This window comes from Paenibacillus sp. J31R98, from assembly GCF_056269245.1.
Genome location: NZ_JBWDNO010000002.1, coordinates 386,637 through 411,270, shown reverse-complemented (window position 1 = coordinate 411,270; position 24,634 = coordinate 386,637). Strand labels below are relative to the sequence as shown.

24 protein-coding genes are annotated in these 24,634 nt (G+C 50.0%); 23 read left to right on the top strand and 1 reads right to left on the bottom strand.

Annotation, left to right across the window (positions count from 1 at the left end; all coding sequences use genetic code 11):
* Positions 1-3 precede the first annotated feature (3 nt).
* The 22 genes from sleB (at position 4) to AC0YNX_RS10210 (ending at position 22,552) form a co-directional block, all read left to right on the top strand.
* On the top strand, positions 4-783 hold the full coding sequence (sleB, locus tag AC0YNX_RS10315; protein ID WP_475816220.1) for a spore cortex-lytic enzyme: 780 nt from the start codon (positions 4-6) through the stop codon (positions 781-783).
* Between the two features lie 130 nt (positions 784-913).
* Positions 914-2,194, top strand: coding sequence for an EF-P 5-aminopentanol modification-associated protein YfmF (gene yfmF, locus AC0YNX_RS10310; protein WP_475815600.1), 1,281 nt, complete (start codon positions 914-916; stop codon positions 2,192-2,194).
* Positions 2,195-2,197: 3 nt separating this feature from the next.
* Positions 2,198-3,484, top strand: coding sequence for an EF-P 5-aminopentanol modification-associated protein YfmH (yfmH, locus tag AC0YNX_RS10305; RefSeq protein WP_475815599.1), 1,287 nt, complete (start codon positions 2,198-2,200; stop codon positions 3,482-3,484).
* A gap of 14 nt (positions 3,485-3,498) precedes the next feature.
* Positions 3,499-4,230 (top strand): elongation factor P 5-aminopentanone reductase, encoded by a 732-nt coding sequence (gene ymfI / locus AC0YNX_RS10300; RefSeq protein WP_475815598.1) that lies wholly within the window; start codon positions 3,499-3,501, stop codon positions 4,228-4,230.
* An 86-nt stretch (positions 4,231-4,316) separates the two neighbouring features.
* Entirely contained in the window at positions 4,317-4,568 is a 252-nt protein-coding gene (locus AC0YNX_RS10295; RefSeq protein ID WP_475815597.1) for a DUF3243 domain-containing protein, read from the top strand.
* Positions 4,569-4,762: 194 nt separating this feature from the next.
* Positions 4,763-5,527 carry a DUF3388 domain-containing protein gene (locus tag AC0YNX_RS10290; RefSeq protein ID WP_475815596.1) on the top strand — a complete coding sequence of 255 codons (765 nt, stop codon included), beginning with the start codon at positions 4,763-4,765 and terminating at the stop codon, positions 5,525-5,527.
* Positions 5,528-5,550: 23 nt separating this feature from the next.
* Positions 5,551-6,561, top strand: a complete 1,011-nt coding sequence (locus tag AC0YNX_RS10285) for a RodZ domain-containing protein (protein WP_475815595.1) — start codon at positions 5,551-5,553, stop codon at positions 6,559-6,561.
* A 107-nt stretch (positions 6,562-6,668) separates the two neighbouring features.
* Positions 6,669-7,157, top strand: a complete 489-nt coding sequence (locus AC0YNX_RS10280) for a YajQ family cyclic di-GMP-binding protein (RefSeq protein WP_475815594.1) — start codon at positions 6,669-6,671, stop codon at positions 7,155-7,157.
* A 135-nt stretch (positions 7,158-7,292) separates the two neighbouring features.
* Positions 7,293-8,621, top strand: a complete 1,329-nt coding sequence (gene rimO / locus AC0YNX_RS10275) for a 30S ribosomal protein S12 methylthiotransferase RimO (protein ID WP_475815593.1) — start codon at positions 7,293-7,295, stop codon at positions 8,619-8,621.
* Positions 8,618-9,202, top strand: a complete 585-nt coding sequence (gene pgsA, locus AC0YNX_RS10270; protein WP_475815592.1) for a CDP-diacylglycerol--glycerol-3-phosphate 3-phosphatidyltransferase — start codon at positions 8,618-8,620, stop codon at positions 9,200-9,202. Before rimO ends, pgsA begins: the two co-directional genes overlap by 4 nt.
* A gap of 125 nt (positions 9,203-9,327) precedes the next feature.
* Entirely contained in the window at positions 9,328-10,587 is a 1,260-nt protein-coding gene (locus tag AC0YNX_RS10265; RefSeq protein WP_475816219.1) for a competence/damage-inducible protein A, read from the top strand.
* Between the two features lie 219 nt (positions 10,588-10,806).
* The gene (recA, locus tag AC0YNX_RS10260; protein WP_475815591.1) at positions 10,807-11,871 is read left to right on the top strand and encodes a recombinase RecA; all 1,065 of its coding nucleotides are present in this window, start codon (positions 10,807-10,809) and stop codon (positions 11,869-11,871) included.
* A 107-nt stretch (positions 11,872-11,978) separates the two neighbouring features.
* The gene (locus AC0YNX_RS10255) at positions 11,979-12,644 is read left to right on the top strand and encodes a RecX family transcriptional regulator (protein ID WP_475815590.1); all 666 of its coding nucleotides are present in this window, start codon (positions 11,979-11,981) and stop codon (positions 12,642-12,644) included.
* A 184-nt stretch (positions 12,645-12,828) separates the two neighbouring features.
* Positions 12,829-14,370 (top strand): ribonuclease Y, encoded by a 1,542-nt coding sequence (rny, locus tag AC0YNX_RS10250; RefSeq protein ID WP_126016474.1) that lies wholly within the window; start codon positions 12,829-12,831, stop codon positions 14,368-14,370.
* 173 nt (positions 14,371-14,543) lie between these two features.
* The gene (locus tag AC0YNX_RS10245) at positions 14,544-15,338 is read left to right on the top strand and encodes a TIGR00282 family metallophosphoesterase (protein ID WP_475815589.1); all 795 of its coding nucleotides are present in this window, start codon (positions 14,544-14,546) and stop codon (positions 15,336-15,338) included.
* A gap of 180 nt (positions 15,339-15,518) precedes the next feature.
* Positions 15,519-15,779 carry a stage V sporulation protein S gene (locus tag AC0YNX_RS10240; protein ID WP_028597363.1) on the top strand — a complete coding sequence of 87 codons (261 nt, stop codon included), beginning with the start codon at positions 15,519-15,521 and terminating at the stop codon, positions 15,777-15,779.
* A gap of 114 nt (positions 15,780-15,893) precedes the next feature.
* Positions 15,894-16,841, top strand: a complete 948-nt coding sequence (locus AC0YNX_RS10235; protein WP_475815588.1) for a dipeptidase — start codon at positions 15,894-15,896, stop codon at positions 16,839-16,841.
* 191 nt (positions 16,842-17,032) lie between these two features.
* The gene (locus AC0YNX_RS10230) at positions 17,033-18,766 is read left to right on the top strand and encodes a 2-oxoacid:acceptor oxidoreductase subunit alpha (protein WP_475815587.1); all 1,734 of its coding nucleotides are present in this window, start codon (positions 17,033-17,035) and stop codon (positions 18,764-18,766) included.
* A 1-nt stretch (position 18,767) separates the two neighbouring features.
* Entirely contained in the window at positions 18,768-19,634 is an 867-nt protein-coding gene (locus AC0YNX_RS10225) for a 2-oxoacid:ferredoxin oxidoreductase subunit beta (protein WP_475815586.1), read from the top strand.
* 101 nt (positions 19,635-19,735) lie between these two features.
* Entirely contained in the window at positions 19,736-20,305 is a 570-nt protein-coding gene (pduL, locus tag AC0YNX_RS10220; protein WP_475815585.1) for a phosphate propanoyltransferase, read from the top strand.
* A gap of 167 nt (positions 20,306-20,472) precedes the next feature.
* Entirely contained in the window at positions 20,473-22,044 is a 1,572-nt protein-coding gene (gene miaB, locus AC0YNX_RS10215; protein ID WP_475815584.1) for a tRNA (N6-isopentenyl adenosine(37)-C2)-methylthiotransferase MiaB, read from the top strand.
* Positions 22,045-22,066: 22 nt separating this feature from the next.
* Entirely contained in the window at positions 22,067-22,552 is a 486-nt protein-coding gene (locus tag AC0YNX_RS10210) for a YlbF/YmcA family competence regulator (protein ID WP_475815583.1), read from the top strand.
* 62 nt (positions 22,553-22,614) lie between these two features.
* Here AC0YNX_RS10210 and AC0YNX_RS10205 read toward each other — a convergent pair whose 3' ends face one another.
* Complete coding sequence (locus tag AC0YNX_RS10205; protein WP_475815582.1) at positions 22,615-23,814, bottom strand: MFS transporter; 1,200 nt, start codon at positions 23,812-23,814, stop codon at positions 22,615-22,617.
* A gap of 179 nt (positions 23,815-23,993) precedes the next feature.
* Here AC0YNX_RS10205 and lepB point away from each other — a divergent pair, with 179 nt between their 5' ends.
* On the top strand, positions 23,994-24,548 hold the full coding sequence (gene lepB / locus AC0YNX_RS10200; protein WP_475815581.1) for a signal peptidase I: 555 nt from the start codon (positions 23,994-23,996) through the stop codon (positions 24,546-24,548).
* Positions 24,549-24,634: the final 86 nt, after the last annotated feature.

Below are 24,634 nucleotides of genomic sequence, written 5' to 3'. Positions count from 1 at the left end.
GTGATGAGAAATCGTTTAATAACGGTGACCATCGTCATCGTCCTTCTGTTGTTCGGCGCATTTACGATTAAGCATGCCTCTTTTGGCAAGACAACCGAGACGTTCAGCAGTGCGATTCTCAAGGTTGGCTCGTCCGGCAGTGACGTAAAGGAGCTGCAAGGCCGCTTGAAGGCGCTCGGTTATTTCAATGGAGCGATAGACGGCGTGTTCGGTACGAAGACGAAGAATGCAGTGACCTGGTTTCAGTCGAAGTTCGGCATGAAAGCCGATGGCGTTGTTGGCGCCAAGACGAAGCTGAAGCTATGGGAAGCTACGAAGAATTGGAAACCGACTGCCGAGAGCTCTGGCACGGGCAGCTCGGGATCAGGCTCTTCGTCGAATACAAATTCTGGCTCTACCGATCTGAGCAAGTCGAACAAGCTTGGACTTAGCGCGAATGATCTGAAGCTGATGGCGAATGCGGTGTACGGCGAGTCACGCGGCGAGCCTTATATCGGCCAGGTTGCGGTGGCAGCCGTCATTCTGAATCGGGTGAAGTCGCCAAGCTTCCCGAACACGGTATCCGGCGTTATTTTTCAACCGGGAGCATTTACAGCTGTCGCTGACGGACAGATTTGGCTGACGCCGAATGACAATGCGAAGAAGGCGGTTCAAGATGCCATTAACGGCTTGGATCCGACCGGAGGCTGTATCTATTACTTCAACCCGGAGACTGCGACATCGAAGTGGATTTGGTCGCGTCCACAGGTCAAAACAATCGGTAAACATATTTTCTGCATGTAGCAATTACAGGAGCAGCCTGCAATCGACCGCAGGTTGCTTCTTCCATTTCCGATCGGGTAGAATGGAATAGAAGTTTAGAAATTGGAATAGATTGACTTTATAAACTTGAGCGGAAGGGGACGTCACGAGCGTGAGCAACTCTCCATTTCAAAGAGGTCAGCTGAATCGAATTCGGCTGCACGTACTGCCGACACAGCGTTTTAAGACCTTCTCGATTTCTTTGTATGCTGGCCTGCCACTAAAGGAAGAAACCGTTACATCGGTAGCTCTAGTACCGTTCATCTTACGTAGGGGGACGGCCTCTACACCAGAAACGATCGCGTTTCGCGAGAGACTGGACGATCTGTACGGCGCGGGCTTTGGCTTTGATGTGTATAAGCGCGGCGACGCTCAGATTGTGCAGTTCCGTATGGATGTCATCAATGATAAGTTCGTTTCATCGAACCAGCCGCTGCTTGCACAATCACTGAAGCTGCTCGGCGAAGTATTGACAGAGCCGACGCTGGAGAACGGGCATCTGCGCTCGAAGTATGTGGAAGCAGAGAAAGAAACGCTGCGCAAGCGACTGGAAGCGATTATTAATGACAAAATCAGATATGCGGCGGAGCGTTGCCTCGAGGTGATGTGCGAGGATGAGCCGTACCGGCTTCACCCGCTTGGCAAGCTCGAAGATATCGAAGGCATTACACCGGCGTCGATTACGGCTGCATATCGTGATTGGCTGTCCAAGGCTGCCTTTGACCTCTATGTCGTCGGCGATACGTCGCTGGAAGAAGTGAAAGCGCTCGTAGCCGAAGCGTTCCATCATAATGATGGCCAGCCGGCCGACTATTCGCTTCCAGTGGTGAGCAAGCCTGTTGGTCAAGTGCGCAACGTCATCGAGAAGATGGATGTGACGCAAGGCAAGCTCAATCTGGGCCTGCGTATTAATACGTCGTATGGGGATGATGATTACCCCGCAGCGCTGATGTATAACGGCATTCTCGGCGGATACCCGCATTCGAAGCTGTTCTTGAACGTGCGGGAGAAAGCGAGTCTTGCTTACTACGCGGCATCTCGTCTTGATGGGCATAAAGGCATATGTACGATTCAATCGGGGATCGAGTTCGCCAATTATGAGAAAGCAACAACCATTATTCAAGAGCAGCTCGAGAGTATGCGTAGCGGCTCTTATACCGACCTGGAGATGAATCAGACCAAAGCGATGATTGCGAACCATTTGCGTGAGCTGCAAGATTCCGCGAATGAGATGATCGGGTTTGATTTCAATGCAATTCTGTCGAAGCGGGAACGTTCGGCGCAGCAGCTCCTTGAGCAAGTTCAGGCTGTTACTGCGGAGCAGATCGCGGCGATCGCGAAGAAGACTGAACTGGATACGATCTATTTCCTACGTGATCGGAAGGAGGGTTAGCAGATGGAGACGTTAGCTTACCAAGGCGTTCAAGAAACATTGTATCGTGAAGTCATGCCAAACGGTCTGGAAGTCGTCGTGCTGCCGAAGCAAGGGTTTAGCAAAACCTACGCGACGTTTGCAACGAAATACGGCTCCATCGATAACCGTTTCGCAGTTGGCGAACAGACACCGATTTCTGTACCGGACGGCATAGCCCACTTTCTGGAGCACAAAATGTTCGAAGAGCCGACTGGCGATATTTTTGCGACATTTGCATCCCAAGGCGCTTCGGCGAATGCGTTCACGAGCTTTGACAGGACCGTCTACCTGTTCTCGGCAACGGAGCAAATCGATGCGAACCTGCGGACACTTATCGACTTTGTGCAGAATCCTTACTTCACCGACGAGAATGTCGAGAAGGAGAAGGGGATTATCGAGCAGGAAATCAATATGTACCGGGATAATGCCGACTGGCGCGTGTATTTCGGTTTAATAGATGCGCTATACCATAAGCATCCGATACATATTGATATTGCGGGCACGGTCGAGTCCATTTATAAGATTGATAAAGAAACGCTGTATCGCTGTTATGAGACTTTCTATCATCCGTCCAACATGTTCCTCTTCGTGGTTGGCGGCGTAGAGCCTGATGCTGTGATGAAGCTGGTTCGCGAGAACCAGGCGGCGAAGAACTTCGAGCCGCAAGGAGAAATTGCCAGATTCTTCGATGCGGAACCGGAGACGGTTAAGATCCCTCGCAAACTGACGGAGCTTCCGGTATCCATGCCGAAGTGCATGATCGGCTTCAAGGAAGCTCGCGGTTCGAATGATCCGGTTGAGCTGCTTCGTACCGAGCTGACGACGAAGCTGATGCTTGAGGCACTGCTCGGCTCGAGTTCGCCAATTTATCATGCGCTGTACGATGACAATCTCATCTCCGATTCGTTCGGGCATGAGTTCAACAGCAGCGAGGATTACGCGTTCTCTGTCGTTGGCGGTGAAACCAAAGACCCGGATGAGCTGATCCGCAGATTGCGCGAAGCGATTGAAGGCGCGAAGGCGAGCGGTCTTGATCAAGCGACATTCGAACGGACGAAACGGAAGAAGATTGGCGGCTACCTGCGCATGCTCAACTCCCCTGAGGCAATAGCCGGCGAATTTACGCGCTACCGGTTCCGCGGAGCTGACTTGTTCAAGCTCGTTCCAGTGTATGAGGATATCACGCTGGATGAAGCGAATGCGCGTCTGCGCAGCCATTTCGATTGGAACCGCATGGCGGTATCCATTGTAGCGAAAGAAGCAAAGTGAAAACACTCAAGGAAATGACCGTTCTTGTAACTGGGGGAAGCCGGGGCATCGGCGCGGCGATTGCGCGCCGGTTCGCCTCGGAGAACATGAATGTCGTCATTCACTATAATCAAGCTCATGAAGCTGCGAACGAAACCGCTCGCAGCTGCATGCGTCTTGGCGCTGCTAATGTACTTACCGTTACGGCAGATGTTCGTTCTAGGGAACAACTTACTCGGATGCGCGAGAAGCTGGAGCAGCGCGGTATGATGCCGGACATTGTCGTGAACAATGCCGGTATTGCCCATTACAGCATGCTTGCCGACGTGACAGATGATGTATGGGATGAAGTGATGGATGTGAATTTGAAGGGCATGTTTCTTTGCACGCAGCTGTTCATGCCTTCAATGATTTCACAACGCTTCGGCCGCATTATTAATGTGTCGTCGATCTGGGGGCTGTCAGGCGCTTCATGCGAAGTGCTCTATTCCACGAGTAAAGGCGGCATGAATGCTTTTACGAAAGCACTGGCTAAGGAGCTCGCCCCATCTGGTGTTACGGTGAATGCCGTTGCCCCTGGTGCGGTCGATACCGTCATGTTGGACAACCTGAACGCGGAGGAGAAGAGCGCGCTGGAATCAGAAATTCCGCTTGGACGCTTCGCGCAGCCCGAAGAAATTGCATCGCTCGTTTATTTTCTGGCGCTGCCCGAGTCCGCTTATATTACCGGACAGATCATCAGTCCGAACGGCGGCTGGCTCACGTGACGGATGAACGTTGTATAAGAAGGACGCTTTGCGCGTAAAATACGATTGTTGCCGAGTAACGGCTAACGCGCGAAGGAGGAACTAACATGTCAACTGTCCTTTCTAATTACGACACATGGAAAAACTTCTTGAATGATCGTGTTTCACAGGCAAAAGGCATGGGTTTGAATGAAGACACAATTGCTAATCTTGCTTTTGAGATCGGCTCTTTCCTTGGAGAAAAGGTCGATCCGAAGAACGAGCAGGAACGAGCCATTAAAGAGCTTTGGGATGTCGGCGATGAGTCAGAGCGTAAAACGATTGCGGGCCTTATGGTCAAGCTTGTCTCACAATCGTAAACGTTCATTCAGAAAAGTTAGGCGTGAAACTTATAGTTTCTGAATGATTCGGAAAAGCCTCCCTTTAGTGGAGGCTTTTCTGTAATGTTTTGATAAAGTTGCAGGATTTTGACGAATATTGTAGAATAAACTTTTTAGAGCCGACTTATTCTAGAGCCGAATAATCCTTTTTTATACTTAAGTAGAGGTGTCCTATGGAGTTTAAACAGTGGTACATGGAGTACAAGATACATAAGAACCGTCCTGGTCTGCTAGGCGACATCGCTTCGCTGCTCGGGATGCTTGAAGTTAATATCTTAACCATTAATGGTGTAGAGAACCGTACGCGCGGCATGCTGCTTCAAACAAACGATGATGAAAAAATCGAAATTCTCGGCCGTATGCTGCAGAAGGTTGATAATATTACCGTACTGAAGCTTCGCGAGCCTAGACTACTTGATATTCTCGCTGTTCGCCACGGACGCTACATCGAACGCGATTCGGATGATCGCAAGACGTTCCGTTTCACGCGCGACGAGCTTGGCATGCTTGTCGATTTCCTTGGCGAAGTGTTCAAAAGGGAAGGTAACCAAATTATCGGTTTGCGCGGCATGCCTCGTGTAGGAAAGACGGAATCGATTATTGCGGGCAGTGTTTGCTCCAATAAACGATGGACGTTTGTTTCGTCAACTCTTCTGCGCCAGACCGTTCGCAGCCAGCTGTCGGAAGAGGAAATGACGCCAAACAATATTTTTATCATTGACGGCATTGTATCTACAATAAGATCTAATGAGAAGCATCATGCGCTCCTTCAAGAAATTATGGCTATGCCATCGACGAAGGTTATTGAGCATCCGGATATTTTCGTGAAGGAATCTGCCTTTGAATACAGCGACTTTGATTATATCATCGAACTTCGCAATACGCCGGATGAGGAAATCTCCTACGAGAAGTTCACGATGGGTTATGATGATTTCTAATTTCTAATTAAGGAGGTGTGGTCATGTCGGATTTAGGCGCTCTGCTGCGGAAGGCAAGAGAGCAGCGCAGTCTGTCATTGGATGATATCCAAGAATTAACGAAGATTCGTAAACGCTATCTTGAAGCGATAGAGGATGGCAACTATAAAGTGCTGCCCGGGTCATTCTATGTTCGCGCATTTGTGAAGAACTATGCAGAAGCGGTCGGCTTGGATGCTGAAGAGGTGCTTCGCTTATATACGAATGAAATTCCTTCTAGCGCTCCGGAGCAAGTGATTGAACCCGTTCAGCGACCACGCCGCCGGGCACAATCGCATACATCCGATCGTCTTAGTCGTTGGGGCTTCCGCGCATTAATGTGGTCGTTTCTGCTCCTTATTGTCGTACTAGTCTATATCTATGCGATTAAGCAGCCGAGCAAGGACAATGTCAATTCGGCGGATCAGACGAAGATGACGGATCAGACGAAGCCTCCAGAGACGAAGCCTGATAAGGATACGGTCAAGAACAACTCGGATGATTCTTCGGGTTCGAATCAATCAACCACGGATAATACGACTGGGAATCAGACAGACAACGATACAACGCCTCCCAAAGACGACACTCCTCCGCCAGATGAAACTGTGACGCCTCCTCCACCGACAACGACGTTGGTACTGGATCGTACGAGCGGAACGGTGGATTTCTATAATGTATCGCCTGCCGGCAAACATACAGTTACTTTTAAAGCAACCGGCGGGGTATGGGTAGGCATTAAGAGCAAGAATCGCAGCGGCAAATATATCTATCAGAAGCAGTTCACGAAAGAAGGAGGAACGGAAACCTTCGAGGTGGATGGACCTGCTTATGTTAATGTAGGCCGTGCAGATTTGGTTGAAGTTTCTGTCGATGGCGTCGCACTCGCTGACGGCAACAAAGCGAATCCGCGCAGAATGCAGCTGAACATGGTTGAATCGACGGGGACGCCTGACGGTACGCAAACTCAGACACAGACACAAACAACGGATACAACCGAAAATCCGGCAACGCAATAATGAAGGGCATTCTTCCTGGAAAGGACAGGGATGAATGCCTTTTCTTGCGCACGAAGATGCGTTATAATACTGTCCATGAAAATGAAGTAGAGGAGCTGCAATGAACAATGGCAGAGAATGCGTTTGATATTGTATCGAAGGTTGACATGCAAGAGCTAAACAATGCAATTACGCAAGCCCTGCGCGAGATCGAGACGCGCTTTGATTTCAAGAACAGCAAGAGCAGCATCGACCTTGAGAAAGACGATATTGTCGTCGTCTCCGATGATGAGTACAAGCTGAAGAGCGTTATTGATATTTTGCAATCCAAAATGATCAAGCGCGGTGTGCCGATCAAGAATATGGAGTTCGGCAAGCTTGAAGGCGCTTCAGCAGGAACGGTCAGACAGAAGATTAAGCTAAAGCAAGGAATCGAACAGGATATTTCGAAGAAAATCAATACGCTTATTCGGGATTCCAAGCTGAAGGTGAAGAGCCAGATTCAAGGGGATTCCATTCGTGTTACCGGCAAGAGCCTTGATGATTTGCAAGCTGTCATGGCGATGTTACGAGGTGCAGATTTACAGATTGACCTGCAATTTACGAACTACCGTTAAGGTCAGATATGTTAAACTAAAGTCCTGATTTGCCGCGTTTCGCGCAGGCAAGCGGGGCTTTTTCCTTTTTTGACACTGCAAATGCCTTGTATTATACTTGTTAGGATAGCTTTTCGGAGGGGTTTGGGGGATATAATGACAGAACGAGTTAAAGTAGTAACATTAGGCTGCGAGAAAAACCTCGTGGATTCGGAGATTATGTCCGGATTAATCGATGCGCGCGGCTATCAGCTAGTGGATCAGGCGGATGACGCTACGGTTATTATTGTGAACACTTGCGGTTTCATTGATGCAGCGAAGGAAGAATCGGTTAATACGATTCTCGATATGGCTGAGTTTAAACAAACCGGAAGACTGAAGGCTCTTATCGTCTCCGGTTGTTTGACGCAGCGCTACAAGAAGCAGCTTATGGAAGAGATGCCCGAGATTGATGGGATTGTCGGAACAGGTGATTTCCACCACATTACGGATATTGTCGATGAGGCTCTAAATGGCAAACGTCCGGTGAAGGTCGGCAATCCAGCATTCGACTATGATCAGAAGCTTCCGCGTCTTGTTACGACGCCGCGCTACACAGCCTATGTGAAGATTGCTGAAGGCTGCGATAATGCATGTACGTTCTGTTCGATTCCGATTATGCGCGGAAAGTTCCGCAGCCGTTCGATGGAGTCGATTGTTGCCGAAGTGCAGCAGCTTGCAGATCAAGGCGTGAAGGAAGTCAGCCTGATTGCGCAGGACTCCACGAACTACGGTACGGACCTGTACGATAAATTTATGCTGCCAGAATTGCTCAATCGCGTCAGCGAAGTCGAAGGCATCGCATGGGTGCGTCTGCACTATGCTTACCCTGGCTTCTTCTCAGACGAGCTGATTGACACGATTGCAAAGAACTCGAAAGTGTGCAATTACATCGATATGCCGCTGCAGCACAGCGAGGACTCGATCCTGAAGCGGATGCGCCGTCCTGGCCGTCAGACGGATACGCGTGCGCTAGTTCAGCGCATTCGATCACGTATTCCGGATGTAGCGCTTCGCACATCCATTATTGTCGGCTTCCCTGGCGAAACCGATGAGGATTTCGAGCGCCTGTGCGACTTTGTTCGTGAGATGAAGTTTGACCGTCTAGGCGTATTCACTTATTCTCCGGAAGAAGATACACCTGCCGTTCGTTTGCCGAACGAAGTGCCGGATGATGTGAAGGAATGGCGTTCCAACACTCTGATGGAAATTCAGCGTGAAGTGTCCAAGGAGCTGAGCGGCAAGCATGTCGGCAAAGAGATCGATGTGCTGGTTGAACGCTACGACGGTCGCAGCGATGTGTACGTCGGCCGTTCTCCTTACGATGCGCCGGAGATTGACGGTGAAGTGTTCATCTCGAATTGTAAAGCCGCTATCGGCGAAATTCAGAGAGTGCGCATAACGCACGCTTATGAGTTTGATATGTCCGGGGAGGGACTATCGTGAATTTAGCCAATCGTATTACACTTGCCCGCATCTTTTTGGTTCCGATCATCATGGTACTGCTCTTAATTAATGTGGATTTGAAGCCGCTGACGATTTCCGGCTCCGATTTCTCCATTACATGGAATCAAATTTTAGCTGCGCTTGTTTTCATTATTGCAGCCAGTACTGATGGTCTGGATGGCTATATTGCTCGTAAAAATAAGATTGTAACGAATTTGGGCAAATTGCTTGATCCGCTAGCGGACAAGCTGCTCGTCGCTGCAGTGCTTATTTCGCTTGTTGAGATGTCCAAGCTGGATGCTTGGATTGCAATTGTAATTATTAGCCGCGAATTCGCTGTAACAGGACTTCGCCAAATTGCGCTGCTTGAAGGTTATGTGCTTGCAGCGAGCAAATGGGGCAAGTGGAAGACGGCTGTGCAAATCACGATGATTATTGCTCTATTGCTGAATAACTTCCCGTTTGCATTCCTGGACATCCCGTTTGACATCATTGCGAGCTATGCTGGAGCGTTAATCACGATCTATTCCGGTATTGATTACTTCGTGAAGAATAAGAATTTGATTCCAATAAATAAATAGTTCTTCATATTTCGGGTTGCATACAGCATCACTTCTTCTGAATAATAGAAGAGGTGATGCTGTGTTTGTCTTAATGCCGGTTATGTTATGTGAAATTGTATCTACATAAGAATGGAGTTGTTGAGATGCGTGCCGAAATTATCGCAGTCGGGACGGAGCTGCTGCTCGGTCAGACCGTGAACACGAATGCGACATACTTATCGCAAGGGCTTGCGGAGCTTGGAATTGATGTTTATTTTCAAACGGTTGTTGGCGACAATGCCAGTCGTATTCGCCAAGCGATTGAGCTCGCACGCTCGAGAGCCGATCTGATTCTCTTCACAGGGGGACTTGGCCCAACGCAGGACGATCTGACGAAAGATGCGCTTGCTGCTTATTTGAACCGCGCGATCGAGCTTCATCAGCCGTCCATGGACAAAATCGTGGAGTTGTTCACGTCACGCGGCATCCATATGGTTGAGAGCAATCGCAGACAAGCGCACCTGATTGAAGGCAGCGAGCCGCTTATGAATGATGCGGGGCTGGCTGTCGGCAATGCACTTAGCGAGGACGGAACGCACTACGTTCTGCTGCCAGGACCGCCGCGTGAGATGAAAGTAATGTTTGAAGGTCCGGCGAAGGCGTGGATCCGCTCGGTTATGGGTGAGGAGCGCAAGCTGTTCTCGCGCCAGCTGATGTTCGCGGGGATCGGTGAATCGAGTCTGGAGGAAGCACTGATCGATCTGATTGATGCGCAGACGGATCCTTCGATTGCACCATATGCGAAGGATGGCGAAGTCGCGATTCGGATCTCGACGAAAGCGCTGGATCAAGCGGAAGCAGATGCGCGGCTAGATGCGACTGAGGAGCAGATTAAAGCACGCGTTGGGAAGCACCTGTATGCGCGCGAGGACATTCCGCTTGAAGAGGCGGTCATAAGACTGCTGCGTACTTCCACGCGGACCCTGGCTAGTGCAGAGAGCCTTACAGGCGGTCTGTTCGCGCAGCTGCTTACGCAAATTCCAGGCAGCAGCGGTGAGTTTGCCGGCGGCGTCGTGACCTACACGAACATGATGAAGCATAAGCTGCTGAGCATCCCGATGTCCCAGCTGGAAGGGACAGATGCGCCAGGGGCAGTCAGTGAGTCGACCGCAGCGCTTATGGCGGAGCGGGTGCGTGAATTGGCTGACAGTGACTTCGGCGTGTCGCTGACAGGCGTTGCGGGTCCGGCCGAGTCCGAAGGGAAGCCGGTTGGTCTTGTTTATTTCGGGCTTGCTGAGCGAGGTAGACCAACGCGAGTATTCACAGCGCGTTTGAGCGGCAATCGCGGCATTATCCGCCTGCGTGCAGCGAAGTCATTGATGTACCGGCTCTGGCAAGTGCTAAGCGGAGCAGAGGAGAATTAGCAACTATTGTATAAATAAGGCTTGCCAATATCCTAACAAATCGACTATAATCGACATTAGTTACCGGAAGAACCGTGGCGAAGATTACTTTGCTGCGGTTCTTTTTTTTTCTCCTTTTTGGCCAAAAGAGAAAATAAGAATATATGTTCGTAAAAACTCTTGTCAAAGCGAATGAAACAAGGTATCATAACAGTATAAATCATGAAGGATGTGAGTTCGTTGGCAGATCGTAAAGCCGCACTCGAAATGGCACTTCGTCAAATAGAGAAGCAATTTGGTAAGGGCTCTATTATGAAGCTCGGTGAATCTACTCATATGCAAGTTGAAACTGTATCCAGCGGTGCGCTGGCGTTAGATATTGCACTTGGAATCGGCGGTTTCCCACGAGGCCGTATTATTGAAGTTTATGGTCCAGAATCTTCCGGTAAAACAACGGTTGCGCTGCACGCAATCGCAGAAGTTCAACGCGCTGGTGGACAAGCTGCATTTATTGATGCCGAGCACGCGCTCGATCCATCGTATGCAAGCAAGCTAGGCGTAAACATCGACGAACTACTGCTTTCCCAACCTGATACAGGGGAGCAAGGTCTTGAAATCGCTGAAGCGCTCGTTCGCAGTGGTGCAGTTGATATCGTTGTCGTTGACTCCGTAGCAGCACTCGTACCGAAAGCGGAAATCGAAGGCGATATGGGCGACTCCCACGTAGGTTTGCAAGCTCGTCTGATGTCGCAAGCACTTCGTAAGCTGTCCGGTGCGATTAGCAAATCGAAGACGATCACGATCTTCATCAACCAGCTTCGTGAGAAAGTCGGCGTTATGTTCGGTAACCCTGAGACGACGCCAGGCGGCCGCGCACTGAAGTTCTACTCCACGATTCGCCTTGATGTGCGCCGTATTGAGTCTGTGAAGCAAGGTAACGACATTGTCGGTAACCGGACTCGTATTAAAGTTGTAAAGAACAAAGTAGCTCCTCCATTCAAGCAAGCCGAAGTCGATATTATGTATGGTGAGGGCATCTCCAGAGAGGGAAGCCTTGTTGATATCGGCGTTGAGCTGGAGATCATCCAGAAGAGCGGCGCTTGGTTCTCCTACAATGGTGAGCGTCTCGGCCAAGGCCGTGAGAATGCGAAGCAGTTCTTGAAGGATCACAAAGATATCGCAGCGGTCATTGATAAACTAATCCGCGAAGCAAGCAACGTAGCCGCGGCTGCGGCAGGTAATCAACCTGTAAGCGAAGATGACGATGATGATTTCGAGGACGAATTGGACTTGGAAGTTGAATAAACCGTTGTTGACTTTATGTCAATAGGTGGAACAGAGAAGCACCTGTTATCAGGTGCTTCTCTGTTTTTGTAGGTTACGGCTTGGTGTAAAGGAGGAGAAAGACGACGATGCTAGTGATTACCGGCGTAGAGCAGGACCGCAAATTAAAGCAAAGGTACCATTTGTTTGTCAATGATGCGCAGGAACCGTATATCAACGTGCATGAAGACTTACTCATTAAATTTCGGCTGCTCAAGGGGCGAGAGATCCATGTGGACGAGCTGAAGGAAATTGTGGAAGAGGACAGCCGCCATCGCGCCTATATAACGGCTCTCGCGTATCTTGGGGCGAGACAACGTACGGAGAAGGAGATACAGCGCTACTTGGCAAGGAAAGAGATTGAACCCGAGGCGGCAGCGAAAGCGATTGCGCGACTGACGCAGGAAGGTTTGGTTAACGATAACCAGTACGCGAACATGTACGCATCGGAGAAGATGAGAACGCAGCTGAAGGGCAGACGTCTTCTTCAGCAGGAGCTGCGCCAGCGCGGCATCTCCAAGGATATGGCGAAGCAAGCCTCGCAGGATCTGAGCGAGGAATCAGAGATCGAGGTCGCGGTGCGGGCGGCCCATAAGAAGTGGCCGTATATAAAGGGAGAGCCGCGCGAGAGGAAACAGAAGCTGGCTGCTTTTCTGCTGCGCCGAGGGTTTCCGATGAACGTTGTGCGAGAAGCGGTTAAGGCTGCTGCGCAGCGGATGGAAGATGATGAAGATGGGCACATGCTTGACAATTGATTTTCACAAAAGATAAAATGAGTTTGTATTATTCATTTCTAGAATCGATTTTCCTTCCAAAAATTGATTCGAACCCATTATTTTCGTCAATTAAGTATGTATGTATCGGGTTAAAAACCGGCTATGAAAAAAACCAAATACTATCCCAAGCGTTTGCTTAGGTGAGCAACAAGGAGGTGAGAAGATGCCAGTATGGTTAGGTATCCTGATCGCTCTCGTTGTTGGTGTGATTTTCTTTGGTGTCGGTTATTTTATTCGCAAATCGATCGCCGAGGCCAAAATTTCAAGCGCCGAGCAGGCCGCTAGTCAAATTATTGACAATGCGAGGAAAGAAGCCGAAGCGCTGAAGAAAGAAACGGTCCTTGAAGCGAAAGATGAAGTCCACAAGCTCCGTACCGAAGCTGAGAAAGACATTCGCGAACGTCGCAATGAGGTACAGCGTCTTGAAAGACGACTGATTCAGAAAGAAGAGTCGTTGGATAAAAAAATAGAAGCGCTGGAACGCAAAGAAGAACAAGTAGCCAACAAAGAGAAGCGGATCGAGGAGACACAAGAACAAATCGATTCCCTTTACAAGCAGCAGCTTAGTGAGCTGGAACGTATCTCGAACTTGACGATGGAGGATGCGAAACAGATCATCCTGACGAACGTTGAACAAGAGGTTCGCCACGAAACTGCACAAATGATTAAAGAGATCGAGCAGCAAGCCAAGGAAGAAGCAGATAAGAAGGCTCGTGATATTATCTCGCTTGCTATCCAACGCTGCGCAGCTGATCACGTGGCTGAAACTACGGTTTCCGTAGTTGCGTTGCCAAACGAAGAGATGAAAGGCCGCATTATCGGACGTGAAGGCCGCAACATTCGCGCACTGGAAACGTTGACCGGTATCGATCTCATAATTGACGATACACCGGAAGCGGTCATCTTGTCTGGTTTCGATCCAATTCGTCGTGAAATTGCTCGTACATCCCTCGAGAAGCTCGTTGCAGATGGTCGTATCCATCCTGCACGGATTGAGGAAATGGTTGAGAAGTCGCGTAAAGAAGTGGACGAACGTATCCGTGAATACGGAGAGCAGGCGACGTATGAAGTTGGCGTGCATGGCTTGCATCCAGATCTCATTAAAATTTTAGGCCGCCTCAAATATCGTACAAGCTATGGTCAGAACGTGCTCAAGCACTCCATGGAAGTCGCTTATTTGTCGGGTCTCATGGCAGCAGAGCTGGGTGAAGACATTACGCTTGCAAGACGTGCAGGTTTGCTGCACGATATCGGTAAAGCGCTCGATCATGAAGTGGAAGGCTCACATGTCGAGATCGGCGTAGAGCTGGCCAAGAAGTACAAAGAGCATCCTGTTGTTATCAACAGTATCGCTTCCCACCACGGCGATTGCGAAGCAACTTCGGTTATCGCAATGCTCGTCGGCGCAGCAGATGCGTTGTCGGCGGCACGGCCAGGTGCTAGAAGAGAGACGCTCGAAACGTATATTAAACGTCTGGAGAAGCTTGAAGGTATTTCTGAATCGTTCGAAGGTGTTGAGAAATCGTACGCGATCCAAGCAGGCCGCGAGGTTCGTGTTATGGTTCAACCGGAGAAGATCGACGATACCGAGGCATTCCGCTTGGCGCGTGATATTACGAAGAAGATCGAGAGTGAACTCGATTACCCTGGGCATATTAAAGTTACAGTTATCCGCGAGACGCGGGCTGTCGAATATGCGAAATAACTTTCATAGCAATACAACTAGAAAAGTGGCTGCTTGCGGCCACTTTTCTAGTCTTTAATATAAGGAATGCAGTCCGCTGCTTTGCTTATATTTCCCGCGAAACGTTAGCTTTTGCCCCCAAATGGTTGGACGGAAAAAGCCGTTTACGCTGTGATTAGAGAGGTTTTGATCGAATGAACGTACTATTTATTGGTGATATTGTCGGAAGCGTTGGTCGTGCCGCAGTGAAGAAGGTACTGCCTGCGTTGCAGTCCAAGTATAACCCGCACATCATCATTGCAAATGGAGAGAACGCAGCAGCAGGAAGAGGCATCACAGCTGCTATTGTGAAAGAGCTTCTCGATGCTGGTGTACATGGGATTACAATGGGCAACCACACATGGGATAACAAAGATATTTTCGAGTGGATTGATGATCAGCCGCGAATTGTAAGACCTGCGAACTATGTTGAAGGCTTGCCAGGACAAGGCGCAACGATTATTAAAGCGAATGGCAAGGAGCTTGCAATCGTGAATCTGCAAGGCCGGACATTCCTGCCGCCAATTGATTGCCCGTTCCGCAAGGCGGATGAGTTGATTGAGCAGTTACAGCAGAAGACGAAGAACATACTCGTAGATTTCCACGCTGAGGCGACTTCGGAGAAAATCGCGATGGGCTGGTATCTTGATGGCCGAGCATCGATTGTTGTCGGCACGCATACGCATGTGCAAACGAATGACGATACGATTCATCCGGGCGGTACAGCTTTCTTGACGGACGTTGGCATGGTTGGTCCGAAGAATGGTGTACTCGGCATGGATCGCGATGCGGTATTACATAGGTTTCTAACGCAGCTGCCGACGCGGTTCGTCGTTGACGAAGGCGACTGGCATTTCCATGCGATTGTCGTCGATATTGACGATGCAACAGGCAAGGCACGCAAGATCCAGAAGATCCGGTTAACCGAGACAGAATGGCTGCTCATGTAGCAGCCTTTTTTTTCTAATTTGAGGTAATTCGCCACGCATTGTATCGCTATTCTATTAAAATTCGCACAATTCAGAAGATTTTGCTAACTGGGCTGGAAAGAAGAAGGAATTATTTCCCCTCTCTCGAATACTATCTAAATAGTGGTATTCATCCATCATTCCCGAGGAGGTTTACTTTCCATGGATGTCTTAAAAGTTTCAGCAAAGTCCAATCCAAATTCTGTTGCAGGGGCGCTTGCAGGCGTATTACGCGAACGCGGCGCGGCTGAATTGCAAGCAATCGGGGCTGGTGCGTTGAATCAAGCGGTAAAGGCGGTTGCGATTGCAAGGGGGTTTGTCGCTCCGAGCGGTGTGGATCTAATCTGTATCCCAGCGTTCACAGACATTGTCATTGATGGCGAAGATCGGACGGCGATTAAGCTGATCGTGGAACCAAGATAGAGCAACTAGGAGTTCAAATATGGGAGCAATCTAATTGACCTGTTTACGTCGTAGGCAGGTTTTTTTGCGTTAATATGGAGTGGTCTGCTAATGAAAAGGGAGGCGTTCAATAAGATGGCTGACTTATATAGTGCAGATTTTCACTGCGATGTGCTGTGGAAGTTGTTAGAGGATCCTTCGCTTTCATTCGAGCAGGATAGGACGAATGCTCTGGATGTAACGTTGCCGAGACTGAGGCAGGCGGGGGCGGTTCTGCAGACGTTTGCCATCTATATATCCGAGAGCATGGAGAAATCCATGATCCCGATTCTGAGAAGTATTGATCTGTTCCATCGTAAGGTGCTTACAGCGCCGGAGATGACCTTCGTGCGTACTTCAGAGGATGCTCTCAAGCTGCAGAGCAGCGGCCAGATTGGGGCGATGCTATCGCTTGAAGGAGCGGACGGGCTCCACGGCGACCTCGCGATGCTGCGCATACTGTTCGCTCTGGGTGTCAGGGCAGTCGGTCTCACTTGGAACCATGCCAACTGGGCAGCAGATGGCGTGATGGAGGCAAGAGGAGGCGGACTTACAAAAAAAGGCCGTGCCCTAGTAGAAGAATGTAATAGATTGGGTATACTGGTTGATGTGTCTCATTTGAGCGATCGCGCGTTTTGGGACGTGCTCCAGCTATCTACGAAGCCGGTTATCGCTTCGCACTCCAATTGCCGTGCGATCTGCCCACATCCACGTAACCTGGCAGATGATCAGCTAACGGCACTGCTTGCCTCAGGAGGGATGGTTGGGGTTACTTTCGTGCCTCATTTTGTCGCCTCTCATCATCCCGTGCAAATTGCTGACGTTCTGCGTCACATAGAGCGAGTATGCGAGCTTGGCGGGACAGACCAACTCATGTTCGGTTCAGACTTCGACGGCATTGAAGCGCACGTGAAAGGACTTGCGCACCCCGGAGAGGTAGAACAGCTGCAACAGGCGCTATTATCACATTATTCCGAATCAACCGTAGCCGGTTTTTGCTCGGGCAATATCCTGCAATTTCTTGTAAAGCATCTGCCTGAATGAACGATCAGGGGATTCCATTCTGTTTGTGATATGGATATAATCGAAAAGAACTATGCGAGATATCCGAGATTTCTACTTGCATTTTACTACTTTGGGACATAAAATTTATGTGACTGTTAAAAAGTTTTAATATTTTAATGTAAACAGCTGTCGAAAATATTGCAGGTTCATCAAAAGAGGAGATGGGCATTTTGATTAGTCAATTGTCTTGGAAAATCGGAGGACAACAAGGGGAAGGCGTAGAAAGTACCGACCGTATTTTCTCGACAGCATTGAACCGTTTGGGTTACTACTTGTATGGATACCGTCATTTCTCGTCCCGTATCAAGGGCGGACACACAAATAATAAAATCCGGATCAGCACAAAGCCAATGCTGGCAATCTCGGATGATTTGGATATTCTGGTTGCATTCGACCAAGAGAGTATTGATCTAAATGCGCATGAACTTCGTCCAGGCGGCGTAGTCGTAGCGGATGCGAAGTTCAATCCGACACTGCCAGAGGGCATCAACGCTCGTCTATTCCCGGTTCCGATCACTTCGATCGCTGAAGAGCTCGGTACATCCCTGATGAAGAACATGGTGGCATCTGGCGCGTCTTGGGCATTGCTCGGACTGCCGATCGATGTCTTTAATAAAGCAGTAGAAGAAGAGTTCGGACGTAAAGGTCCAGCAATCGTAGAGAAGAACATTGAAGCGGTTAAACGCGGTTCTGACTTCGTACTTGAATTGGCGGGCGGCCCGCTGGAAGAATTCCTTCTGGAGCCGGCTGACGGCAAACAGAAGCTGTTCATGATCGGTAACGAAGCGATTGGCCTCGGCGCTGTCGCTGGCGGCTGCCGACTGATGAGCGCATATCCGATTACTCCAGCCTCAGAGGTCATGGAATACCTGATTAAGAAGCTTCCTAAGTTCGGCGGCACAGTCGTTCAAACGGAAGACGAAATCGCAGCGGTAACGATGGCAATCGGCGCTAACTATGCAGGTGTTCGTACGATGACAGCTTCTGCAGGCCCTGGTCTGTCGCTCATGATGGAAGCGATCGGTCTTGCAGGTATGACAGAAACGCCGCTCGTAATCGTAGATACGCAGCGTGGAGGCCCTTCAACAGGCTTACCGACAAAGCAAGAGCAATCCGACTTGAACGCAATGGTATACGGTACGCATGGCGAAATTCCGAAGGTCGTAATCGCGCCTGCTACATTGGAAGATTGCTTCTATGACACGATTGAATCTTTCAACATCTCGGAGCAATACCAAGTACCAGTTATCCTAATGACTGACCTTCAGCTCTCGCTTGGTAAGCAATCCTGCGAGCCGTTGGATCTGAATAAAATGCCGATCAACCGTGGTAAGATCGTACGTGATCTGCCAGAGCTAGAAACGAATGAACTGTTCAAGCGTTATGAGCTAACGGCTGATGGCGTGTCGCCGCGCGTTATCCCTGGCGACAAGCACGGCTTGCACCACGTAACAGGCGTTGAGCATGACGAAACAGGACGTCCGTCTGAGAGTGCGATTAACCGTAAGAAGATGATGGATAAACGTCTTAACAAGCTTAACGGAATGCTGATCCGCGATGCAGTTCGTGCGGATGCGCCTCACGCGGAAGCTGATCTGCTGATTATCGGTATGGGCTCCACAGGCGGTACAATTGACGAAGCTCGTCTTCGTCTTACAGATGACGGTTTGAAAACGAACCACATCACAATCCGTCAAATCCATCCGTTCCCGACAGACGTAGTGAAATCTTACTTGGCTGGCGCGAAGAACATTGTTGTTCTTGAGAACAATGCGACTGGTCAGCTGGCGGATCAAGTGAAGCTGTACACAGGTTATGGCGACAAGATTAAGAGCATTTTGAAATACGACGGCAATCCGTTCCTGCCTTCCGAAGTGCACAAAGCATGCAAGGAGTTGGTCTAAGATGGCAACATTTAAAGAGTTTCGTAACAACGTAAAACCGAACTGGTGCCCAGGCTGCGGAGACTTCTCCGTACAAGCTGCAATTCAGCGTGCTGCTGCTAACGTCGGCCTTGAGCCGGAAGGATTGGCTGTTATTTCGGGTATCGGCTGCTCCGGCCGTATCTCCGGTTATGTGAATGCATACGGCTTGCACGGTATTCACGGCCGCGCGCTTCCAATCGCGCAAGGCGTGAAGCTGGCGAACCGCGAGCTGACGGTTATCGCTTCCGGCGGTGACGGCGACGGCTTCGCGATCGGTATGGGCCACACGGTTCATGCGATTCGCCGTAACATCGACCTCACGTACATCGTAATGGATAACCAAATCTACGGTTTGACGAAAGGTCAAACATCGCCGCGTTCTGCGGAAGGCTTCAAGACGAAATCGACGCCTGAAGGCTCGATCGAGTCCACATTGTCGCCGCTTGAAATCGCAATGTCCGCTGGCGCGACTTTCATCGCGCAATCGTTCTCCAGCGACCTTAAGCAGCTTACAGCGCTTATCGAAGCGGGTCTGAACCACAAGGGCTTCTCGCTTATCAACGTGTTCAGCCCATGCGTAACGTTCAACAAAGTGAACACGTACGACTGGTTCAAAGAGAACATCGTTAACCTGGAACAATTCCCGGATTATGATCCGACGAACCGCATCGCAGCGATGAACAAGATCATGGAAACGAACGGCATGCTTACTGGCCTTATCTACCAGAACAAAGAGCGTCAAGCGTATGAGAGCATGATCAGCGGCTTCAAGCCGGAAGGTCTTGCGAACCAGGAGCTGACTTTATCTCAAGATCAGTTCGACAAGCTGCTTACTGAATTTAAATAAGCAATAGCTATATAATAATGAAGGCATATCGTCGCTTCCCGCGAATGGTATGCCTTTCTTATCGACAACGACTATGACATGCGAGAGCGGGGTTAATACATATGAAAATGGTTCCGGTTGGCGTATCAGCCAGACATATTCATCTATCGAAGGAACACGTAGCAATATTATTCGGACAAGGCGCGGAGCTCACGGTGTTCAAAGATCTCTCCCAGCCTGGGCAATATGCGGCGAATGAAACAGTAGAAGTCATCGGACCGAAGGGGAATTTCGCCAAAGTTCGGATTCTCGGCCCAGTCCGCCCGCGGACGCAGCTTGAAGTGTCGCGTACCGACGCTTTCCAACTCGGCATTAACCCGCCGGTTCGCGAGTCAGGCGACATTGCCGGCTCGGCAGGCATTACGATCAAAGGCCCTGCGGGCGAAGTAACGATTGAAGAAGGCGTGATCGTAGCGGCGCGTCATATTCACTTCCATACCAGCGATGCTGAGCGGTGGGGCATTGCGGATAAACAGAAGCTTACCGTAAGGCTGCAAGGTGAGCGCGGCTTAGTGCTGGAGAATGTCGTGGCTCGTGTCTCGTCTGAATTTGCACTCGATATGCACATTGATACGGATGAAGCGAATGCAGCTGGCGCGAAGACAGGCGATCAAGCGGAGATTATCGGCTAGCCTGCGATAGGATGAAGAGGCAATTATGCTGCTAAGGCGAATTGTCTCTTTTTTGTTACAAATTTCACGTCTAGCGATTAGTCACCTTCTCATTCTCTTTATTAAGTGATGCCGGTTTGCTATAATGTTGGAATGGACACGTTGGGCATAAGGGAGCGTGAGTAAGTGTGAAGAAGGAATCCGCAAGCAAAGGCAAGGATTTCTCCAAGTATTTTGACTTCTCAGGCGCGAAAGTACTGAAGGAAGCGGATGGCAAAACAACTTACCGGATTAACGGTCGAGATATAACGGTTAATGCTGCGCCTAATCACACTGAAGAGAAACGTAGAGGCAAAGAAGAGATTCAAGTTCACTACGAATCTTCAATTCCTCCCGAGCTCCAGCAGCTTGGCAAAGGCAAGCGATATCATATTACAACGTATGGCTGCCAAATGAACGAGCACGATACGGAAGTGATGAAGGGGATCTTCGAAGAGATGGGCTATACGCCTACGGAAGATCGCCGGCAAGCGGATGTAATCCTGCTTAACACTTGTGCGATTCGTGAGAATGCAGAAGATAAAGTGTTCGGCGAGCTTGGTCATCTGAAGCATCTGAAGCTCGAGAAGCCAGGGCTCATCCTTGGCGTTTGCGGTTGCATGTCACAGGAAGAGTCGGTCGTTAGCCGCATCATGCAGCGCCATAGCTTCGTTGATCTCATCTTTGGAACGCACAATATTCACAGACTGCCATATCTATTGCAAGATGCGCTGTTTGGCAAAGAAATGGTTGTGGAAGTATGGTCCAAGGAAGGCGACATCATCGAGAACTTGCCGAAGAAGCGGGAAGGGATGCGCGGCTGGGTCAACATTATGTACGGCTGCGATAAGTTCTGTACATACTGTATCGTGCCCTATACACGTGGTAAAGAACGCAGCAGACGTCCTGAAGACGTCATCGCAGAAGTGCGAGAGCTGGCGCGTCAAGGCTTCAAGGAGATTACGCTGCTCGGTCAGAACGTGAACGCGTATGGCAAAGACTTCGAAGATATCAGCTATCGGTTCGGTGATCTGATGGCGGATATGGCGAAGATTAACCTCCCGCGTATTCGCTTCACAACGAGCCACCCGCGTGACTTCGATGATCATCTGATTGAAGTGCTTGCAACTAAGGGCAATCTGGTCGAGCATATTCATCTTCCGGTCCAGTCCGGCAGCACGGAAGTGCTCAAGCGGATGAGCCGCAAATATACAAGAGAGATGTACCTCGAGCTTGTAGGCAAAATCAAACGGGCAATCCCGGATGTCGTGCTCACGTCGGACATCATCGTCGGTTTCCCTGGCGAGACGGACGAGCAGTTCGAGGAGACGCTGTCGCTCGTGCGACAAGTTGGCTTCGCATTTGCGTATTCGTTCATCTACTCGCCGCGCGAGGGAACGCCAGCAGCGGATATGGAAGATAACATCCCGCTGGACGTGAAGAAGGCGAGATTGGCTCGTTTGAATGCGTTGATTGCCGAGCTAAGCCGCGAGAGCAACGAGTTGTTGGTTGGGCAAGAGATCGAGGTGTTGATCGAAGGCCAGAGCAAGAACAATGCGAAGGTGCTGTCCGGTCGTTCGCGCACGAACAAGCTCGTTCATATTGAAGGGCCAGCCGAATATATCGGTCAATTCGTAACGGTCAGCGTGACGGATGCGACGACTTGGTATGTGAAAGCTGAACCGCTGGATGATTATTTAAACGAAGAAGCAGTATCTTAACCACATAGAGGAGCTGGAACCATTGGCAAACCAAGAACATAAGCATGATCACGATCACGACCACGACCACGATCACGGTACGAGCTGCGCAGTACCGAAATTCAATACAGAGGATATCATCGTTCGCGCTGACATTATGGCGAAGACGAAGGAACTGGCAAGCATGATCTTTACGTCGGAAGAAGTTCAGCAGTTCCAGCGTGCTGAGAAGCAAATTAATGGCAATGAGCGCGTGCAAGGCTTGATCGCTCAAATCAAGAAGAAGCAGAAGGAGCTCGTCGCATTCCAGACGACGTTCAAGAATGCGGATATGGTAGAGAAGATCGAGAAGGAAATCGAAGTGCTGCAGGACGATCTCGACGGAATTCCAATCGTATCGGACTTCCAACAAAGCCAAGCGGACATCAACTACCTGCTGCAAACGATCGTATCCGTTATCCGTGATACAGTAGCAGAGAAGATCAACGTGGAAGACGCATCCGTCGAAGCTCCGGAAGAGTGCATGTAATCTGTAATGTGTGACAATAAAACACCTGCTGATCTCAATGAAGATCAGCAGGTGTTTTTGCGTTACAGATGTGCATTGGCGCGTCGCCAGCTTAGTGTAAGGATGAATGCGATGAGCGCGAAGCAGCCGCCGAGCCAGAACCCGTAGTCACGGCCGAAGGCGTCATTGATGAAGCCAGCAAGGAACGGACCGGCGAACATGCCGACGGAGTATACCGCCTGATAGAAGCCCATTGCCGTCGCGCGCTTTGTGGAGGCGAATGGCTGGATCGCAAGACCGAGCAGCAGCGGCATATACATGCCTTGTGCGAGTCCATTCAGCGCTTGCGTCGCTGCCAGCCAGCCAAGCGTTGGGGAGAACGCTATGGCGACCGTGAAGATCCCGCTAAGCGCATAGCCGACTGCTATGACATTCCAGCTGCCGAACTTCGGCGCAAGCCATCTCCCCGACATGAGTGAAGTAGCGGCATGCGGCACCATGAAGGCGATGACGATTAGCGTCAGCTGCGAGCTGGAAGCGCCAAGCGATGTTGCTTTGAGCGGCGTAAAGCCGAACATCGTAATGAACAGCACGCAGTGCGCCAGAATTGACAAGGTCGACACTTGCACCAGCGACCGCGTTCGTACAACCTCGCGCAAGTGCTGCATCGATATCGGCGCCCGGCTGACGCCTTCGCGCGGTTCTTTCACCGCGAACGCAAGAACAAGTCCGGCCAGGCCGAGGAAGATGCCTGTGGTGAATGCTGCATTGTAGCTGAACTCGCCAGCCAGCCAGCCGCTAAGCGTCATCCCGATTAATTGGCCCGAGACGGTCAAGAAGCTAATGTTGCTCATCGCCTTCGTCGCTTGTGATGAAGCAAAGTAAGCGGCATAGAGCACGGTAAAAGCGACCCACGCCGAGGCGCATACACCTGACATCATCCGTCCGGCAAGCGGCCAGACCCAGGAGCCCGGTATTGTGAACAGCAAGCAGCTTAATGCGCCGCTGATCATGCCCAGCATGAGAAATGGCTTACGCTTATGTAGTTTATCCGAGTACAAACCAAGCGGGAATCGAACGATCATTTGAACAAAACCATAGCTGCCAAGTACGACGCCGATTAGCACATCGGCATACCCTCTGCTGGTCATGAATGGAGTTAGAATCGGTACATACACATAAAGCGTCGACCAATACAGCAGCGTGACAATGATAAAGATGAGATGATCCGTCCGATTCGCGGCAATAAGCGGTTGTTCGGAGGTCTCTGCTGCAGTAGACAAGAAGGGGTCACTCCTTTTACGATAGAATATGAACAATCTTCCTAACTGTATCGCACACGAACGAGGCTCGGCAATCCTTTTTACAGAATTAGAGATTTATGCGGGAACTTATCGCCAGCTTCTCTCGTAATAAGGTAGGAATCATTTCAATATCGTTGTAAGTAAGGAAGGGGAAGACGATGGAGACAAGTAACACGCCGGTTCAGAAAGCGAAGAAAACTTGGTTGCATGAGGTGCGGGAGTGGTGCATCTCGCTTGTAGTGGCAGTTGTCGTGGCGCTGCTCGTTCAGAATTATGCGTTCGCACAAACAGAAGTTAAAAATATATCGATGCAAAAAACACTCGTTGAAGGCCAGCGCCTCATCGAGGACAAGCTTAGCTATCACTTTGAGAAGCCCCAGCGAGGAGATATCGTCATTATTAATGGCCCTGAGAGTGATAAGCGACTCATTAAGCGAGTGATTGGCTTGCCTGGAGACGTTATTAATTTCACGGAAAATGGACAAGTGACGATTAATGGTGAAGTGTTAGATGAGCCGTATAGCAAAGGACGTACATATGCAAACGGTCTGCAAGTGCCGTACACGGTGCCGGAGAGTACGGTGTTTGTCATGGGAGACAACCGTGAGAACAGCATGGACAGCCGTGCAATCGGGCCAATCAAGTTCTCTAGCGTAGAAGGACGTGCTGTCTTCAGACTGTGGCCGCTCAATAAATTTGGTCAACTGAACTAACCGCAGCTCGCATCGTCGCCAAACATCGAATGAAATCACCTATAATGGGGAATTCTACCAGCTGTATGAGTTGGAGGTGGATGGCT